This window comes from Ruegeria sp. J8, from assembly GCF_056531925.1.
The window spans coordinates 142,083-159,750 of sequence record NZ_JBQFMR010000009.1 but is presented as its reverse complement, the minus strand read 5'-3'; the positions used below and the strand labels follow the sequence as shown (position 1 = coordinate 159,750).

Below are 17,668 nucleotides of genomic sequence, written 5' to 3'. Positions count from 1 at the left end.
CTTGGCTGATGGCGTCACTATGGCCAGATGCCCGCCCTCATGCAATCGCTTGACCGGACAGGGGCGCGCAGCTATGGCCCCCAACATGGAAAAGCAAAAGAAACCCTCCCGTCAGCAAGTTTACACTCTGCTTGTGCAGATCGGCCGCAAAGAAGGCGACGGCCTGCCCGAAGGCGCGACCGGGGCGGCGTTGATGTGCTTTGCCAGCGGTGTGGATGAGGCCGAGGCGGTGCGCGAAACCGTAGCGATCCTGAAACAAGCCGACACCGCGCCTTTGGACGTGACTGGCTATGGCACATTGGCCGAGCGCGAAGCGCAGGGCCATGACATCGACCCGGATGAGCGCGCCCTGATGCAACGTGCGCTGGACGAGAACGCGGTCATTGTTGCTCAGATGACGCCGTTTTTCGGGGATGAAGACGCGGTCTAGTTCCGCGCGCCGAACCACTTTCGGTAAATCTCGTCATAGGTGCCGTCTTCGCGCAGGGCCAGCAGTGCCTGATTGACGTCTTCCACCAAGGGCGAGCCGGTCGGGAAAACGATCCCGTAGTTTTCGCGCAGGAAAATACCGCCGGTCATCGAAGCGAACCTGCGACCCTGATGCGTGGCATAGTAGGACAGGATCGGGGCATCGAACACGACGGCGTCCAAATCCTCGGCTTCGAACGCGGCCAGTAAGGGATCAAGACTGTCATAGCCTGCAAACTCGATCTCGCGCCGGTTCAGGAAACTGGCAGCGGTCGAGCCCGAGATCGTGCCGACCTGCTTGCCATAAAGGTCATTGACCGAATTCACGTTGCCGCTGATCGCATCCACCGTCATGACCGAGGTGATGCGCGCGGTGAAGACTGACACGATGAACAGGGACGACACCACCAGCACCACGCCCAGCAGGCGGCCAAAGGGGGTGCGCGGCATCCGTTCCTCGAACCCGCCATTCACGACTAGATTAAGCGCCCACCAGAAGGACGGAAACCATGCCTCATCTAGCTTGCGGTCGAAATAGGGCTGCGAGCGGCGCTCGAACACCCACATCAGCATCCCTCCGCCCAGCAGGATGGCAAAGGCCAGCCCGATGGCCATAAACAGCTCAACCGACAGCAAGGCTTGCAGCAGAGACGGGCGTCGCACCGCGTCCGAGGGAACCATGATCTGCAAACCGGCCTCGAAAATCGGTTGGCTGAAATCCATCTGCGTTTCACGCGCGGCGGTGATCGAGATATTGGCGATGGCCAGATCAGACGTGCCGTCTTGCACCGCAACCAGCATGTCGCCGAAGCCGTTTACGCGGTCGATCTCGTAGTCCCAGCTCAGGGCCTCGGCCAAAGCAGCCAGCAGGTCCATCGAGAATCCCACATCCGCCCCATCCTCGACATATGAGAACGGAGGACGGGTCACGGTGGTGACCGACAATGTCTGCGCCTGGCTTTGCTGTGCGAGAACCGCGAAAGTCAGGCAGATCCATGTGACAAGAATGCGAGTCATCAAAATTACCTGTTTCGCGGCCCTGTAACGCGAATTTATCGGGTGGGACAAGGTGGTCGCTGGGTCACACCTGATGTTTTGTTGGGGTATCACCCCGAGAGTTCTGTCAAAAAACGAGGTGAAGTGGCCGACTCAGGGGTTGGCAATTGGGCCAATTCGTTGAATCTGTGCGCGAACCTGCGTGTGAGGAATGGGAAAGGGGCAAAGATGACAGACCCGGTAGAGTTGACGGCGGAGCTGATCCGTTGCCCATCGGTCACACCCGAGGAGGGCGGAGCGCTGGTTCTGCTGGAAAATCTGCTGTCCGGCGCAGGCTTTGACTGTACCCGCGTAGATCGCGGTGGGGTCAGCAACCTATTCGCCCGTTGGGGCGACAAGGCGCATCCGCGTAGTTTTGGTTTTAACGGCCATACCGATGTTGTTCCCGTCGGCGATGAGGCCGCATGGACCACGCCGCCCTTCGGGGCGCAGGTGAAAGACGGTGTGATGTATGGGCGTGGCACCACGGATATGAAGTCCGGCGTGGCGGCCTTCGCTGCTGCCGCGGTTGATTTCGTGCGCGACACACCCCCGGATGGGGCCGTGATCCTGACCATTACAGGCGATGAAGAGGGCGACGCGCTGGACGGCACGACCGCCCTGCTGGACTATATGAACAGCGCCGGGGAAAAGATGTCGGTTTGTCTGGTTGGTGAGCCGACTTGCCCGAACACAATGGGCGAGATGATGAAGATCGGGCGGCGTGGCTCGATGAATATCTGGTTCACCGTGACCGGGGTTCAGGGCCACGCGGCCTATCCGCACCGCGCCAAGAACCCGATGCCCGCAATGGCGCGGCTGATGGACCGGTTGGCCAGCCACGAGTTGGATCAGGGTACGGACCATTTCGACGCCTCAACACTGGCCGTGGTGACGATCGACACGGGCAACTCGGCAACAAACGTGATCCCCGCGCAATCTACAGGGGCTGTGAATATCCGGTTCAATGATCTGCATTCCGGGGCCAGCCTCAGCGATTGGTTGCGGGCCGAGGCCGCTGCCGTGGCCGATGAGTTCGGGGTTGAGATCGACCTGCGCATCAAGATCTCGGGCGAGAGCTTTTTGACCCCGCCGGGGCCCCTGTCCGCACTGGTCGCCAAGGCGGTTGAGGCGGAAACCGGTGTGGTGCCCGAGATGTCGACCACGGGCGGTACCTCGGACGCGCGATTTGTGAAGAACCACTGCCCGGTGGTGGAATTCGGCCTTGTGGGCCGCACGATGCATCAGGTGGACGAATGCGTCGAGGTAGCCCAGATCGAACAGCTCAAGGCGATTTATACGCGCATCCTGCGGGACTATTTCGCCTGAGATGCAGCGCACCCTTGTGATCATGGTCAAAGAGCCGCGACCGGGTCGGGTGAAAACCCGGCTGGGTCGGGATATCGGCATGGTTGGTGCAGCGTGGTGGTTTCGCCATCAGACCCGAAACCTGATCCGGCGGCTGCGCGACCCGCGCTGGCAGATCGTGCTCGCGGTTTCGCCCGACCGCGAAGGGCTGACCAGCCGCATCTGGCCCACCGACCTGCCGCGCGCAGCGCAAGGGCGGGGAGATCTGGGTGACCGGATGGGGCGAATGTTGCGCGGGATGCCGCCTGGGCCGGTCTGTCTGATCGGGGCGGATATTCCGGGCATCACGCGTAGCCATATTGCCCGCGCGTTCACAGCGCTTGGCGGAGCGCAGATGGTGTTCGGCCCTGCGCCCGATGGCGGGTATTGGCTGGTGGGCGCGCAAAGATACGGTGCGCTGCCCGACGGTCTATTTAGCAATGTGCGCTGGTCCACCGAACATGCGCTGGCGGATACGCTGGCATCGATCCCCGGCGCGCGGGTGTCGCTGCAGGACCCGTTGCGTGATGTGGACACGGTGGCGGATCTGAAACCCTGATCCGTTTTTGGTCATGACGCCGTCGCACGCCCGTGTTACGCCAAATATATGAGTCGCATACCCACCAAGCAGGAGGTCCTTGACTGGATCTCGGCGAACCCCACCCTGACCTCGAAACGCGACATCGCCAAAGCCTTTGGGATCAAGGGGGCGGCGCGGATCGATCTGAAACGCATCCTGCGCGAGCTTGAGGCCGACGGCCATCTGGAAAAACGCAAGCGCAGCTATGGCGACCCCGATCGTCTGCCGCCGGTCAGTGTGTTGCAGGTCAAGGCTCCGAACGCCGATGGCGACCTGTTCGCGCGCCCTTTGGAGTGGCATGGCGAAGGGGTCGAACCCATCGTGATGCTGATCACCCGCGCCAGTGACCCGGCGCTGGGCGAGGGCGACCGGATTCTGGCCCGCCTGACCGTGGTGCATGAGGAAGACCACAATTACGAGGCCCGCCTGATCCGCCGCATTGGCACCAACCCGCGCAAGATCGTCGGTATCTTTCGCAAAGGGGCCGAAGGCGGGCGGATCGTGCCCATCGACAAAGCGGGCCAGAATGAATGGCTGGTCCCAGATGGTGCGGTGCATGGCGCCAAGGATGGTGAGTTGGTCGAGGCCGAACAGGCCGGGCCCAAGAACCGCATGGGCCTGCCCCGTGCCCGCATCGTGGAACGATTGGGTGATCCAACCGCGCCCAAGGCGGTCTCGCTGATTGCAATCCACCAGCACGGTATCCCTGACGACTTCCCGGACAAGGTGATCGCCGAGGCTGACAAGACCAAACCCGTCGGTCTGAAGGGCCGTGAGGACCTGCGGGATATGCCGCTGCTGACCATCGACCCCTCAGATGCGCGCGATCATGACGACGCGTGCTATGCGCATGCGGACGATGATCCGAGGAACCCCGGCGGTCATGTGATCTGGGTCGCCATCGCCGATGTCGCCGCCTATGTGCAGCCTGGAACCGCACTGGATCGCGAGGCACGCAAGCGCGGCAATTCCAGCTATTTCCCCGACCGCGTGGTGCCGATGCTGCCGGACCGCCTGTCGGGCGACCTGTGCTCGCTGCACGAAGGCGTCCCACGCGCCTGTATCGCCGTTCGGATGCAGATTGACTCCGAAGGCAACAAGATCGGTCATCGCTTTGTGCGGGGATTGATGCGCTCGGCTGCGTCGCTGCACTATGCTGAAGTGCAGGAGGCCATCGACGGGTCGCCGAATGATCGCACCGGCCCACTGTTAGAGACAGTTCTGAAGCCGCTCTATGCCGCTTATGCCGCGTTGAAATCCGCGCGTGCGGTGCGACAGCCATTGGAGCTGGACCTGCCCGAACGCAAGATCGTCCTCAGCGACACCGGCGAAGTGACCAGCGTGGCGTTTCGCGACCGGCTGGATGCTCATAAGTTGATCGAAGAGTTCATGATCCTCGCCAACGTGGCTGCTGCTGAGACGCTGATTGCCAAACGCCGCCCGCTGCTGTTCCGCGTCCACGAAGAACCCGCGCCCGAGAAACTGGAGAGCCTGCGGGAAACGGCTCAGGCTGCCGGTTTGAACCTTGCGAAAGGGCAGGTGCTGCAAACCCGCCACCTCAACGCGCTGCTGAACGCCGCTGCTGGAACCGAAGATGCGGAACTGATCAACCTGACGACCCTGCGGTCGATGGCACAGGCCTATTACAACCCCGAAAACTTCGGCCATTTCGGTCTGGCGCTGCGGAATTATGCACATTTCACCTCGCCCATCCGCCGCTATGCGGACCTGATCGTGCATCGCGCGCTGATCTCGGCCCATGGCTGGGACAAGGATGGGCTGACCGAAGATGAAATCGCGCGGCTGGACGAAACCGCCACCCATATCTCGGACACCGAGCGGCGTTCGATGATGGCCGAGCGTGACACAACCGACCGCTATCTGGCCGCCTATCTGAGCGAGCGGGTGGGCAATGAATTCACCGGTCGCATCAGCGGCATCGCGCGGTTCGGGGCCTTTGTGAAGATGGACGAAACCGGCGCTGATGGGTTGGTGCCCGTGCGATCCTTGGGGCGTGAGTTTTTTCATTTCGACCGCGAGGCCGGGACGCTGATGGGATCAGACACCGGGCTGATTATCGCCATCGGCCAACGCGTCACGGTGCGCCTGACTGAGGCGACGCCGGTTACGGGCGGGTTGGAGCTGGAGTTGCTGTCCATCGACGATCAGGCCCTGCCGCGTGGGCGAGGTCCGGTGAAACGCGGCGCGCGGCGAAAGGCGCTCAGCAACAAGCGAAAGAAAGACAAGATCAAGCGCAAGGTCGAACGCAAGCGCCGGCAGAAGTAGGCGCCCTGGCCGGGCCTCAGGTCACGAACCGGTGCCGTCAGCATGCGTTCGCTGGGCAAAACACGGCGCATCGGTCTTTTGCGCGCTTTGTGAATTTCCCGTTTTGCGCTATTCTTGGCCTTGAGCAGTAATCAGGACATTCGACATGCGTAAAAGCATCAGCGGCGCCGTGACCGTCGCGCTATGGGCGTCCCTTTTGCAGGTATCGCCGGGTCACGCAGAAGACGGGTCAGGGGCTTTTCAGGTGGCCTCGGCGGATGTGACGGTTTCGCTGCGTCCGGCCTTGCGGCCATCGACACAGGAGTATCGGGTGGCAACCGAAGGAAACGCACGCTTTCAGGCATGGTTGGGCGCCTTTCGCAAACGGGCGGTGGAACAGGGGATTTCGGCGGGTACTTTGGACCGGTCACTGACCGGGCTGACCTATGACAAGGACGTCATCAAACGGGACCGCAATCAGGCCGAGTTCTCAAAACCGATCTGGGACTATCTGGATTCCGCTGTGTCGAGCAAACGCATCGCTGGTGGGCGTGCCGGGTTGGATGACTACAGTCAAACCCTGAACAAGATCGAAAAGAAATATGGCGTCGAAAAAGAGGTTGTGACCGCGATCTGGGGGCTTGAGACCTCGTATGGATCATTCAAAGGCGGGGATCAGACGATCCGCTCGCTGGCGACATTGGCCTTTGACGCCCGCCGCGCGCAGTTTTTCGAGGCGCAGCTGGTTGCGGCTTTGCAGATTGTCGAGGCCGGGGATGTAGCGCCGTCCAATATGGTTGGAAGTTGGGCGGGTGCGATGGGGCATACGCAGTTCATGCCGACCTCGTATCTGGAACATGCGGTGGATTTCGACCGCGATGGTCGCAGGGATATCTGGGCCGATGATCCAACGGATGCACTAGCCTCGGCCGCGTCTTATCTGGCGCGCCATGGGTGGAAAAAGGGTCAGCCCTGGGGGGTCGAAGTGCGGTTGCCTGAAGGGTTCGACTATAGCCAGGCGCGGCGGGATTATACTCTGAAACCATCGCAATGGGCGCGGCAGGGGGTGGTGACACCGCAAGGCCGTGCGGTTCCCAACCATGGTAAGGCCGCGATCCTGCTGCCTGCTGGTGGGCAGGGGGTTGCGTTGATGATCTTCGACAATTTCCGGGTGATCGAGAAGTACAACAGCGCGGATGCCTATGTGATCGGGGTAGGGCACCTGTCGGATCGTTTGGCGGGTGGCGCGCCGTTTCAAGGCGCGTGGCCACGTGGCGACCGGGTGCTGAGCTTTACCGAGAAGAAAGAGCTTCAGACCCGCTTGACTGAAGCCGGGTTTGATACGCAGGGCGTGGATGGACGCACGGGCCCAAATACGGTCAATGCTGTGCGAGAATATCAGCTCGCGCAGGGGTTGGTGCCGGATGGCTACCCGTCCCTGCGGTTGCTTGAGCGGTTGAGGTAAAGGGGGCGCTGCCCCCGCCGCGGCAGGCCGCGACTCCCCCGAGATATTTTTGGCCAGATGAAGCTGCGCGGATCAATTGGCGGCTCTCATCAATCCCTGTTTGGTGATTTCTGCATGCGCTTCGTCCAGTGATTTGTGGATGCGCAGGAACATTTCGTCGATATCCGCAGGTGTCACAATCAGCGGTGGCGAGATAATCATGCGGTCGCCGACATGGCGCATGATCAGATTGTTGGCAAAGCAGCGCTCGCGGCAGATCAAGCCGATCGTTCCAGCTTCGGATGCGAATTTTGCACGGCTGGATTTGTCCGGGGTTAGGGCGATTGAGCCCATCATGCCGACAATTTTCGCTTCACCCACCAGCGGGTGGCTGGTCAGAGCTTCCCATTTTTTTTTCAGGTAGGGGGCGGCGACGTCGCGGACGTGGTCCACTATGCGTTCCTCTTCGAGGATGCGCAGGTTTTCCAACGCCACGGCAGCGGCAACAGGGTGACCGGAATAGGTATAGCCGTGGTTGAATTCGGTATCGCCGATAACTTTGGCGATGTCGTCGTTGACGATGGACCCGCCGATGGGGGCGTAGCCCGAGCTGAGGCCCTTGGCGATGGTCATGATGTGCGGGCGGATGCCCATGGTTTGTGAGCCGAACCAGCTTCCGGTGCGACCGAAGCCGCAGATCACCTCATCGGCGATCAGCAGGATTTCGTATTTGTCGCAGATGCGCTGGATTTCCGGCCAATAGGTTTCGGGAGCTACAATCACGCCACCCGCGCCCTGCACGGGTTCGGCGATGAAGGCTGCAACGCGGTTTTCGCCCAACTCCAGAATCGCCTCTTCCAATTCACGCGCACGGGCCAGGCCGAACTCTTCTGGCGCCATGTCGCCGCCCTCGGCCCACCAGTTGGGTTGATTGATATGATGGACATTTGGGATCGGAATGCCGCCCTGAGCATGCATCCCAGCCATTCCGCCAAGCGACGCTGAGCCTACGGATGAGCCGTGATAGGCGTTGTGGCGGCTGATGATGATGTTCTTGTCAGGCTGGCCTTTTTCGGCCCAATAGGTGCGAACGAGGCGGATATTGGTGTCATTTGCCTCGGACCCGCTGCCTGCAAAAAACACATGGTTCAGATCGCCTGGCGCCAGTTCGGCCAGTTTGTTGGCCAAGGCGATGGCGGGGACATGGGTGGTCTTGAAGAAGGTGTTGTAGTAGGGAAGCTCGCGCATTTGGCGGGCGGCGGCATCCGCCAGTTCATCGCGGCCATAGCCGATATTCACGCACCAGAGCCCGGCCATGGCATCCAGAATCTGTTCCCCTTCACTGTCGGACAAATAGATACCTTTGGCGCCGGTAATGACTCGCACACCGTCCTTGCTCAGGTCCGCATTGGTCGAGAAAGGGTGCATATGGTGGGCAGCGTCCAGCGCCTGCAACTCGGCGGTCGGCATGTGGTTGGTGATGGTCGACATCGGGGAATCTCCTGCAAGAGCGGTTGGCGATCACAATATGATCAAATTTTTCCCTGTCAATCGAATCGCATTATTCTAGGACGTCGATAGTGCTTCGGCCATCAGTTCCATCCCTTGTTCGATGTCTTGCGCGGTGGCTTTTGCAACGCGCTGGGGGTCTTGATCACGCAGTGCCGAGACGATGTCCTTATGGCGATCCGGCAGGCTTTGAGTTCCGAACCGGCCGCATACGACTCGTAGGGACGGGCCGAACCGAAGCCACAGACTTTCGGCCAAATCGTTCAGAATCGGGGCGTCGGCATGGGCGTACAGAGTTTGGTGGAACTGGTGGTTCAGGCGCAGATAGCCGCCGACATCTCCGTCCGCGATGGTGCGGTCCAATCGTTGATCGATGCGGGCGAGCGCGTCTATCTCGGCCTTGCTCATGTTAAGGGTCGCACGTCTGGAAAGCTCTGATTCTATTGCAATTCTTGCAAAAATCATTTGCCCGACATCACTGTCCTTCAGCAAAGGTACACTGACCCGACGGTTGCCTTGAAACACCAGTGCGCCGTCCGAGATCAGCCTTCGGATCGCCTCGCGTACAGGGGTCATGCCAACTCCAAGCGAATCAGTCAGTCCTTGTATGGTGACAGGCTGTCCGGGCACCAGATCGCCGTACATGATCTGTGCGCGCAGTGTCTGATAGACCTGTTCATGCGCCGGCTGTTTCTGATCCCCGGAGACCTGTGAAACCGCCTTATTTTTGATCAAATCCAAGTGGTTTACCCTATTTTCGACTATGTTGACTTGCCAGGAATCTGACCTCGTGAAACCATACGATGGATCGGGGGAAAACGCAAAACTTGATCAAATCCAAAAAAACGGGAAAATACCCGCACACTTGCAGGGAGAAGAAAATGTCAATCAAAACGCTGACACTGACAGCGGTCATCGCATTGGGGACTTCGGCGGCCTTCGCCGAAGAGGTGCGTGTCTACAATTGGTCGGACTATATCGACGAGGAGCTGCTGGAGAAGTTCGAGGCCGAAACCGGCCTGACGCTGATCTACGATGTGTTCGACAGCAACGAAGTTTTGGAAACCAAAATGCTGGCTGGCGGATCGGGCTATGATGTGGTTGTGCCCTCGGGCACATTCCTTCAGCGCCAGATCCAGGCGGGGGCTTTCCAGCAACTGGATACGTCGCAGTTGGACAATTCAGGCAACCTTTGGGATGTCATTCAGGAACGCACTGCGGGCTATGACCCCGACAACGCCTATTCGATCAACTACATGTGGGGCACCACCGGGATCGGTGTGAATGTTGGCAAAGTGCGTGAGCTGCTGGGCGACGATGTTGCGCTGAATAGCATGGAACTGGTGCTGAAACCTGAGAATATGGAAAAGCTGGCCGGTTGCGGCGTTCATTTCCTGGATGCGCCCGCGGAAATGATTCCGATGACGCTGCAATTTTTGGGCGAAGACCCTGACAGCCATGATCCCAAGGTGATCGGCAAGGTCGAAGAAGTGCTGACCAGCGTGCGCCCCTACATCCAGAAATTCCACAGCTCGGAATACATTAACGCGCTGGCCAATGGCGATATCTGCGTGGCCGTGGGTTGGTCGGGTGATATTCTTCAGGCCCGTGACCGTGCCGCCGAGGCCGACAACGGAGTCGAGATTGAATATCACCCCTTCGCCGAAGGCTCGCTGATGTGGTTCGACCAGATGGCGATTCCGGCGGATGCACCGAACCCGGAAGGTGCGCATAAGTTCCTGAACTTCATCCTGGATGCCAACAACATGGCTGCGGCGTCGAACTATGTGTACTACGCCAATGGCAACAAGGCCTCGCAAGAGTTTCTTGAGGAAGACGTGATCGGCGATCCGGCGATCTATCCGGACGACGCAACGATGCAGAATCTCTACATCACCACGCCCTACCCGGCAAAAACGCAGCGGGTTGTGACCCGTCTGTGGACCAAGATCAAATCGGGTACCTGATCCGATTTCCTAAGGCAGGGCGGGTTTTCCGCCCTGCCGTTTTTCCCAAGATTGCCGAACGGGGGCTGTAGTGAACTCTGACGTCTTTGCGCCGTGGGAAGACCCACAGGCGAAACCCTTGATCCAATTCCAGAATGTCACCAAGCGGTTTGGAGACTTTACGGCAATCGACAACCTGTCTCTGGATATTTTCGAGAAAGAATTTTTCGCTCTGCTGGGGCCTTCGGGCTGCGGCAAGACCACAATGATGCGGATGTTGGCGGGGTTCGAGACGCCCACAGAAGGCCACATTATGTTGGGCGGTCAGGATATCGACCCGATCCCACCGAACAAGCGGGCGGTGAACATGATGTTCCAATCCTACGCACTGTTCCCCCATCTGAGCATCTGGGAAAACATCGCCTTTGGTCTGCGCCGGGACAACATGCCCAAACGCGACCTTGAGGACAGAGTCGAAGAAATGCTGCGCCTGACCCGGCTGACGCAATTCGCGCGTCGTAAACCGCACCAGATCTCGGGCGGGCAGCGGCAGCGGGTCGCTTTAGCACGGTCTTTGGCGAAAGCGCCAAAACTATTGCTGCTGGACGAACCGTTGGGCGCGCTGGACAAGAAGCTGCGGCAGGACACGCAGTTCGAGCTGATGGATATTCAGGAAAAGACCGGCACCACCTTTGTCATCGTGACCCACGATCAGGAGGAAGCTATGACCGTGGCGAGCCGCGTGGCCGTAATGGATCAGGGACAGCTGATGCAAGTCGCCACGCCGGACCGGATTTATGAGAACCCCAACTCGGTCTATGTCGCAGACTTTATTGGCGACGTGAACATCATTGAAGGCCGCGCCACCGCCAATGGTGAAGACACCTATCAGATCGATTGGGCCGAAGGGCAGGCCCCGTTGACCGCGACCTCGGCCAAAGGGTTTGCGCGGGGGCAGGCCTGTCATCTGGCCATCCGCCCCGAGAAGGTAACTATCTCGGCCGACCGCCCGGCGGACGCGATCAATGCGGTGCAGGGCAAGGTCCACGACATCGCCTATTTGGGCAACCTGTCCACCTATCACGTCGAATTGCCTAACGGCACGATCATCAAGGCGCAGACGGCCAATACCCGCCGTATCTCGCGCCGTTCATTCACGTGGGAAGACCCGGTCTGGCTGTCCTGGACAGCAACGGCTGCGGTTCTGCTGGCCGACTGATGCGCCGCGCCTTTCTGATCGCTGTCCCCTATGTCTGGCTGCTGGCGCTGTTCTTGGTGCCGTTCTTCATCGTCCTGAAAATCTCGCTGTCGGAAATCGCGCTGGCGATTCCGCCTTATACGCCGACGCTGGACTTTTCGCAGGGCTGGTCGGGCATCAAAGATTTCTTCAGCCAGCTTGACCTGGAAAACTATGTCTGGCTGACCGAGGATGACCTGTACTGGAAAGCCTACCTGTCCAGCGTAAAAATCGCTCTGATTTCGACGTTTTTGACCCTGCTGGTGGGGTATCCGATCGCCTATGGCATGGCCCGCGCGCCTGCCGAGTGGCGCCCGACGCTGATGATGCTGGTGATCCTGCCCTTCTGGACCTCGTTCCTGATCCGCGTTTATGCGTGGATGGGTATCCTGTCGAACGAAGGTTATCTGAACCAGTTGCTGCTGTGGACAGGGCTGATCTCGACCCCGCTGACCATTCTGAACACCAACACTGCCGTCTATATCGGCATCGTCTACACCTATCTGCCGTTCATGATCCTGCCGATCTATTCGGCGCTGGAACGGATGGACGAATCCCTGATTGAGGCCGCCGAAGACCTTGGTTGTTCGCGGGTTCAAGCCTTTTGGCTTGTGACAATCCCGCTGTCGCGCCCCGGCATCATAGCAGGCTGTTTCCTTGTGATGATCCCGGTGATTGGCGAATTCGTCATCCCCTCGCTTCTGGGCGGGTCAGGCACGTTGATGATCGGCAAGGTTTTGTGGGAGGAGTTCTTCTCGAACCGCGACTGGCCCGTGGCGAGCGCCGTGGCCGTAGTATTGCTGCTGATCCTTGTGATCCCAATCGTGCTGTTCCAGCGCAACCAGCAGAAACAGACGGAGGCCGAGCAATGAACAGGCTAAGCTGGTTCAACGCGGTCTCGCTGACGCTGGGATTTGCGTTCCTCTATATCCCGATGATCATCCTGATCATCTTTTCCTTCAACGAAAGCAAGCTGGTCACCGTCTGGGCTGGCTTCTCGACCAAATGGTATGGTGAGCTGGTCCAGAACGAGGCGTTTCTGGATGCGGCATGGGTGACAATCCGGGTGGCTGTGTTCTCATCTACGCTGGCGACCATTCTGGGCACCGCCGCCGCCTATGTGCTGGTGCGTGGGGGGCGTTTCTTCGGTCGAACGCTATTCTCCGGTATGATCTACGCCCCGCTGGTGATGCCCGAGGTAATCACCGGCCTGTCGCTGCTGCTGCTGTTCATCGGCATCGGGCTGGATCGCGGTATCCTGACCATCGTTCTGGCGCATACGACCTTTTCGATGTGTTTCGTCTCGGTCGTTGTCTCGTCGCGTTTGGTGACGTTCGATCAGTCGCTGGAAGAGGCCGCTCTGGACCTTGGTTGTTCGCCCGCGCAAGCGTTTCGCCTAGTGACACTGCCGATCATTGCGCCTGCCGTGATTTCCGGCTGGTTGCTGGCCTTTACCCTGTCGCTGGATGATCTGGTGATTGCGTCCTTTACCTCGGGGCCGTCGGCCACAACCCTGCCGATCAAGATCTTCTCGGCGGTCAGGCTGGGTGTCAGCCCCGAGATTAACGCGCTGTCAACGTTGATGATCGCCGTCGTGACAGTGGGCGTCATTACCGCGTCGCTGGTGACAAAACGCGCCATGATGCGACAAAAGCAGGATGAAATGGCCGCGGCACGGGCCGAATGAAACGGCTGTTTCCGGACTATACCTATGGTCCCGGTCCAAGGCAGGGATGCTGGTGGGACGAAACAATTGCCGCCCCCAATTGGCCGGAACAGTCTGGGGATTTGGTCGTTGACGTAGCCATTGTTGGCGCGGGTTTCACTGGCCTGTCCGCCGCGTTGCATCTGACCAAGGCCGGGGCATCCGTCGCTGTGCTTGAGGCCGAAACGCCCGGCTGGGGGGCGTCTGGCCGAAATGGTGGGTTTTGTTGCCTGGGCGGGTCGAAGCTTAACCCCAAGGCCATGACCCGTCTGTTCGGTGAGGCGGCGACAGCGGGCTATGCGCAGGCCGAGGAAGATGCCGTCCATCTGGTCGCCGATCTTCTGAGCAGTTATGAAATCGACGCCGATACCCATTCCAAAGGTGAAACCCAACTGGCGCACAATGCGCGGGCAATGGAGAGGCTGAGGAAAAGCGCCGAGGCCTTGGGTGTTTTGCACGAAGCTGCAGACTTGCCCGCCTTGGGATTCGGTGGCGCGTTCCATGGCGGCTATACCACCCCCGTCGGGTTTGGTCTGAACCCAAGGAAGTACCTGTACGGGCTGGCAGACGCCGCCAAAGCGCGCGGCGCCCAGCTCTTTCAGAGAAGCCCGGTGTCAAAAATTGTCAAAACAGCGAGCGGCTTTGATGTCCAGACGCCAACTGGCCGGATACAGGCGGCAAACGTTCTGATCTGCACCAACGGATATTCAAGCGAGGATGTTCCGGCCTGGATGTCTGGGCGTTATATGCCTGCGCAGTCGACCGTTCTGGTGACGCGGCCTTTGACGCAGGCCGAACTGCAGGCGCAGGGTTGGACTTCGGATCAGATGTCATATGACACCCGGAATTTGTTGCACTATTTCCGCCTGATGCCGGATCGTCGGTTCCTGTTCGGAATGCGCGGCGGCCTTCGGTCCTCGTCGCGTGCCGAGGCCGGCATTCGCCAAAAGGTTCGCCATAACTTTGCGGCGATGTTTCCCGAGTGGCGCGGGGTGGACGTCACTCATATGTGGTCGGGGATGGTGTGCCTGTCCCGCAACCTGATGCCCTATGCCGGTCCGGTGCCAGATCAGCCTGGTATGTTCGCCGGGTTCGCTTATCACGGCAACGGTGTCGCGATGGGAAGCTTTTGCGGACGGGCTCTGGCTCAACTGGCTTTGGGGCATAACCCGGACTTGCCAGAGCCGATGACCCGCAGGCCCGGTCGGTTCCCCCTGGGGCGGTGGCGACGCGCCCTGATGCCGCCTGCCTACGCTATGATGGGGCTTGCGGATTTGTAGCGCGGTCAGAGGGACGCGATTTCCAGTTCTAGCCCGGCGGCATAGTCGTCGGCCCCGTTCTCGACCCGCCACAAGCAATAGGCCGCCATCCGCCATGCATACCAGGGGCGCAGCGCGTTGAAACGCGCGACGATCTGAGGCTGGTCATAGGAGGTCAGAAACGCCGCCTCCTCCTCGGGCGCCAAGGGTGCCCCGCGATAGAGGTGCTGCATAGCTGGGGACAGGAACAAGGCGATATCTTCGCAGGGGTCCCCCAGCGCTGGGCATTGCCAGTCAATCAGCGTCAGACCCGTGTCTGAGGCCAGGATGTTTCCGGCTACCGGGTCGCCATGGATGAGGCAAGTGTCCGGCGTGGCGGCAACATGGGTCTGCGGGCTAAGCTGTTCCAACCGCTGGCGAACTTGTGTCTTGCACAGACCCAGAATGCGCCGCGTATGATCCCGTAGGTCGTCGCTGCCATTGCATCCGTCGGGTGCGTCGATCCGGATTTCCATACTGTGCAGCCTGCGCAGCAATTGAGCCACTTGCGCGGCCCCGGTTTGCCAGGGCGCACCGGGCGCGTGATCATAGAACACCCAATGCCCATCACTATCCTGCCCCGCCGCCCGCAAGCGCGGGGCAAACCCTGTGGGGGCAAGCTCCGTAAGGCAGAGCGCCTCAAGCCGGGCATCGTTTCGAAACAGAGGGTTGCGCAGCCCTGAACGATACAGTTTGAGCACCTTATCTCCGTCTCCGCCCAGAACCTTCCAGACCTGATTGGTGCGCCCGCCATAAAGGGTCTGAAAACGCGCCCCGGCCTCGACCAGACCTGAGCGGCACAGATCTTCCACAAGGCGGGGCGGAGGTGCGTTTGAAGCGGGCAGAGGGATCACCGGGTCAGGAGTTGAGTCGCGCGTTGCACAGCTTTGGCCTGTCCCGGCGCGTAGATCAAGTTCCGGTTCGAACGCCCGAGACCAGACCGGCCGGTATGACCTGCCCGTTTTCGAGGGTCAGCAACACCGTATCCTCGCCCACCTGCGCCTCGATCACTTGCGCGTATGAGGACATGGGCTGCGTCGACAGAACCTCTTCGCCGTCATAGCTTTCCAATGCGGCAGAGTAGGTTCCAGCCGGAAGCGGCGTGCCGTCCTCTTTGGTTCCAGCCCAGACAATCACGGAATCGGTGGTTTGAACGGTGATCCGTTCAACCTCGGCCCCGTCTGCGTCGCGGATAACCAGAACGGCACCGTCCGCCGCCGGAGCGGCCTGGCCGTAAAGTGTCACCGGCGCGCCGTCGAACTGGAATGGAGAGGTGCTGCGCACATCCATGCCGACCCAACTGGCTAGTTCCTCCAGATTCATGCTGCTCATCGACAGGGTCAGGGCCGTCAGCAGGTCATTTGTCTGCACCTGTTGTTCCACCATCGAAAACTGCGCCAGTTGTGCGGCGTATTCCGAGGAATCCAGCGGCTCCAACGGGTCTTGGTGACGGGCCTGAGCGGTCAGCATCAGCAAAAAGGTCTCAAAATCCGAGGCCAGCGCGGCCGTCTGACCTGAGGACGCCGCCAATGGATTGGCTTTCTGCGTGGTTGAAGCGATAGGAGAGATCATGGGTCACAGCCTTATGTCGATGCGCCCGGACGTGCCAAGGTTGACCGGGCGCTGGAGAGTGGCAGAGGTGAGTTCGGATTGTACCGTCTCAGAAAAAGAATTTTCACCGGAGTCCGATGGGTCCTGTCCCTTGTCGGCGGAGTTGCCCAAGTCGAAGGACAGATCGCCGAAGCCGAGGCTTTTGAACGCGGCCTCAAGCACAGCAAGATGGCGGCGCATCAAGTCCAGCGTCTCGGGACGTTCCGCCGCGATGGTCAGATGCAGCCCATCATCACGCCCATTCAGAACCATCGAGACGCGCCCCAGTTCTTCGGGGTTCAGCGCGATTTCCACCGCACCTGATTGAGGCCGTGCGGTGATCGCTGCCGCCATCTGTCCGGCAATGGCCCGAGCAACCTCGGACCGTGCGGTCGCTGGCAGATTTGCCGTCGCCGTCTCGCGCACCGATGCGGTCGCGCCGGTTTCCTTCACGATCAGGCCGTCCTCTACCTCGGGGAGAGGAGTTGAATCGGTGTGTGCAGCGGCATTTTCCGATACCAGAAGTTGAATCTGCATAAGGTTGGGTACTTGGGTCGGTGCAGCAGGTGGTTTTGGATTTGCAGCCGACTCAACATGTGGCTCCTGGGAAATCGGCGAAGTTAGAACTTCCTTCTTTGCGGAAAACGGCGTTGGAGCCGCAGCGATTGCAAAAGCAGGAACTGACCTGCTCTCTGCTTTTGGCAATGTCGGAAGATTTGGTGAATCCTCAGGCAAGTCATCGTTGAAAACAGGCGATACCTCGGCGCGTCGATCGCCCATATTGCGCTTTGGAGGTTCCGCAAGAGCTTCGTCAGATCGTATGCTATCACCCGTTTCCGCCAAATTGTGCGGAATCCCAGCGACCGCCGACGCAGCATCAGGTCGCGACAGTGGGTGCGATTTGATCGTCTGCGAACCTGTTTCAACAGGCAAACCTTTTTCCACGACTATCTGCAGATCTTTGGCTTCTTCCACATCCGAGTCGGGCACCGTTTCGGTATCCAGCAGAGAAACAAGATCTTCTGTCGGTTCGGATAGGCTCTGCTCGGGCGGCGCCTGATCATCCAGAACGGATTGAAAAGACATATCGGCCTTTTGTCCCGAACCATCGGCAGGTTGGGGAGAAATTTTGGCGTTATTTTGGGCGGGTATCACCGCTGCAAGAGGATTGGGCATTTTGCTCCCACTCAGGTTGTCTGGCCACAAACCTGCCCGCAGGAAGTGACGTTTATTTTAACTGCTTT

At 59.8% G+C, this 17,668-nt stretch carries 16 protein-coding genes; 10 read left to right on the top strand and 6 right to left on the bottom strand.

What is annotated here, in order from left to right; all coding sequences use genetic code 11:
* Positions 1-85: 85 nt before the first annotated feature.
* Positions 86-430, top strand: coding sequence for a hypothetical protein (locus tag ACR0L1_RS18145; protein WP_170775019.1), 345 nt, complete (start codon positions 86-88; stop codon positions 428-430).
* Here the strand turns inward: ACR0L1_RS18145 and ACR0L1_RS18140 are convergent.
* Positions 427-1,485, bottom strand: coding sequence for a transporter substrate-binding domain-containing protein (locus tag ACR0L1_RS18140; protein ID WP_480860195.1), 1,059 nt, complete (start codon positions 1,483-1,485; stop codon positions 427-429). The two genes, ACR0L1_RS18145 and ACR0L1_RS18140, sit on opposite strands and share 4 nt — an antisense overlap.
* A gap of 207 nt (positions 1,486-1,692) precedes the next feature.
* Between ACR0L1_RS18140 and dapE the strand changes: the two genes are divergently transcribed.
* The 4 genes from dapE to ACR0L1_RS18120 all read left to right on the top strand — a co-directional run bounded on the left by dapE (position 1,693) and on the right by ACR0L1_RS18120 (position 7,160).
* On the top strand, positions 1,693-2,832 hold the full coding sequence (dapE, locus tag ACR0L1_RS18135) for a succinyl-diaminopimelate desuccinylase (RefSeq protein ID WP_480505194.1): 1,140 nt from the start codon (positions 1,693-1,695) through the stop codon (positions 2,830-2,832).
* Between the two features lies 1 nt (position 2,833).
* A complete protein-coding gene (locus ACR0L1_RS18130; RefSeq protein WP_170791295.1) occupies positions 2,834-3,409 on the top strand; it encodes a TIGR04282 family arsenosugar biosynthesis glycosyltransferase in 576 nt (191 codons plus the stop codon).
* 48 nt (positions 3,410-3,457) lie between these two features.
* The gene (gene rnr, locus ACR0L1_RS18125) at positions 3,458-5,716 is read left to right on the top strand and encodes a ribonuclease R (protein WP_170791293.1); all 2,259 of its coding nucleotides are present in this window, start codon (positions 3,458-3,460) and stop codon (positions 5,714-5,716) included.
* Between the two features lie 145 nt (positions 5,717-5,861).
* Positions 5,862-7,160 (top strand): lytic murein transglycosylase, encoded by a 1,299-nt coding sequence (locus tag ACR0L1_RS18120; protein ID WP_480860192.1) that lies wholly within the window; start codon positions 5,862-5,864, stop codon positions 7,158-7,160.
* Between the two features lie 72 nt (positions 7,161-7,232).
* Here ACR0L1_RS18120 and ACR0L1_RS18115 read toward each other — a convergent pair whose 3' ends face one another.
* A complete protein-coding gene (locus ACR0L1_RS18115) occupies positions 7,233-8,630 on the bottom strand; it encodes an aspartate aminotransferase family protein (protein ID WP_480860190.1) in 1,398 nt (465 codons plus the stop codon).
* Positions 8,631-8,705: 75 nt separating this feature from the next.
* Positions 8,706-9,389 (bottom strand): GntR family transcriptional regulator, encoded by a 684-nt coding sequence (locus ACR0L1_RS18110; RefSeq protein ID WP_480505204.1) that lies wholly within the window; start codon positions 9,387-9,389, stop codon positions 8,706-8,708.
* Between the two features lie 140 nt (positions 9,390-9,529).
* Between ACR0L1_RS18110 and ACR0L1_RS18105 the strand changes: the two genes are divergently transcribed.
* From ACR0L1_RS18105 to ACR0L1_RS18085, 5 genes are all read left to right on the top strand, one after another.
* Positions 9,530-10,615, top strand: a complete 1,086-nt coding sequence (locus ACR0L1_RS18105; protein WP_170774881.1) for a polyamine ABC transporter substrate-binding protein — start codon at positions 9,530-9,532, stop codon at positions 10,613-10,615.
* A 70-nt stretch (positions 10,616-10,685) separates the two neighbouring features.
* Positions 10,686-11,813, top strand: coding sequence for an ABC transporter ATP-binding protein (locus ACR0L1_RS18100; RefSeq protein WP_170774879.1), 1,128 nt, complete (start codon positions 10,686-10,688; stop codon positions 11,811-11,813).
* The gene (locus ACR0L1_RS18095) at positions 11,813-12,703 is read left to right on the top strand and encodes an ABC transporter permease subunit (protein ID WP_480505209.1); all 891 of its coding nucleotides are present in this window, start codon (positions 11,813-11,815) and stop codon (positions 12,701-12,703) included. Before ACR0L1_RS18100 ends, ACR0L1_RS18095 begins: the two co-directional genes overlap by 1 nt.
* Complete coding sequence (locus ACR0L1_RS18090) at positions 12,700-13,518, top strand: ABC transporter permease (RefSeq protein WP_170774875.1); 819 nt, start codon at positions 12,700-12,702, stop codon at positions 13,516-13,518. The genes ACR0L1_RS18095 and ACR0L1_RS18090 overlap by 4 nt, the downstream gene beginning before the upstream one ends.
* Positions 13,515-14,816, top strand: coding sequence for an NAD(P)/FAD-dependent oxidoreductase (locus ACR0L1_RS18085; protein ID WP_480860187.1), 1,302 nt, complete (start codon positions 13,515-13,517; stop codon positions 14,814-14,816). Before ACR0L1_RS18090 ends, ACR0L1_RS18085 begins: the two co-directional genes overlap by 4 nt.
* Positions 14,817-14,821: 5 nt before the next feature.
* Here the strand turns inward: ACR0L1_RS18085 and ACR0L1_RS18080 are convergent, their stop codons facing one another.
* Genes ACR0L1_RS18080 through ACR0L1_RS18070 form a run of 3 tightly spaced genes read right to left on the bottom strand, consistent with a single transcriptional unit; the run spans position 14,822 to position 17,630 of the window.
* Complete coding sequence (locus tag ACR0L1_RS18080; protein WP_480860185.1) at positions 14,822-15,688, bottom strand: phosphotransferase; 867 nt, start codon at positions 15,686-15,688, stop codon at positions 14,822-14,824.
* A gap of 55 nt (positions 15,689-15,743) precedes the next feature.
* On the bottom strand, positions 15,744-16,406 hold the full coding sequence (locus ACR0L1_RS18075) for a flagellar hook capping FlgD N-terminal domain-containing protein (RefSeq protein WP_480860183.1): 663 nt from the start codon (positions 16,404-16,406) through the stop codon (positions 15,744-15,746).
* A gap of 3 nt (positions 16,407-16,409) precedes the next feature.
* Positions 16,410-17,630 (bottom strand): flagellar hook-length control protein FliK, encoded by a 1,221-nt coding sequence (locus ACR0L1_RS18070; RefSeq protein ID WP_480860181.1) that lies wholly within the window; start codon positions 17,628-17,630, stop codon positions 16,410-16,412.
* Between the last annotated feature and the right edge of the window lie 38 nt (positions 17,631-17,668).

Coding starts and splice junctions, on each gene's coding strand:
- ACR0L1_RS18140 (WP_480860195.1), bottom strand. CDS start 1,485: ATGACTCGCATTCTTGTCACATGGATCTGCCTGACTTTCGCGGTTCTC.
- dapE (WP_480505194.1), top strand. CDS start 1,693: ATGACAGACCCGGTAGAGTTGACGGCGGAGCTGATCCGTTGCCCATCG.
- ACR0L1_RS18145 (WP_170775019.1), top strand. CDS start 86: ATGGAAAAGCAAAAGAAACCCTCCCGTCAGCAAGTTTACACTCTGCTT.
- ACR0L1_RS18085 (WP_480860187.1), top strand. CDS start 13,515: ATGAAACGGCTGTTTCCGGACTATACCTATGGTCCCGGTCCAAGGCAG.
- ACR0L1_RS18095 (WP_480505209.1), top strand. CDS start 11,813: ATGCGCCGCGCCTTTCTGATCGCTGTCCCCTATGTCTGGCTGCTGGCG.
- ACR0L1_RS18075 (WP_480860183.1), bottom strand. CDS start 16,406: ATGATCTCTCCTATCGCTTCAACCACGCAGAAAGCCAATCCATTGGCG.
- ACR0L1_RS18105 (WP_170774881.1), top strand. CDS start 9,530: ATGTCAATCAAAACGCTGACACTGACAGCGGTCATCGCATTGGGGACT.
- ACR0L1_RS18130 (WP_170791295.1), top strand. CDS start 2,834: ATGCAGCGCACCCTTGTGATCATGGTCAAAGAGCCGCGACCGGGTCGG.
- rnr (WP_170791293.1), top strand. CDS start 3,458: ATGAGTCGCATACCCACCAAGCAGGAGGTCCTTGACTGGATCTCGGCG.
- ACR0L1_RS18120 (WP_480860192.1), top strand. CDS start 5,862: ATGCGTAAAAGCATCAGCGGCGCCGTGACCGTCGCGCTATGGGCGTCC.
- ACR0L1_RS18090 (WP_170774875.1), top strand. CDS start 12,700: ATGAACAGGCTAAGCTGGTTCAACGCGGTCTCGCTGACGCTGGGATTT.
- ACR0L1_RS18115 (WP_480860190.1), bottom strand. CDS start 8,630: ATGTCGACCATCACCAACCACATGCCGACCGCCGAGTTGCAGGCGCTG.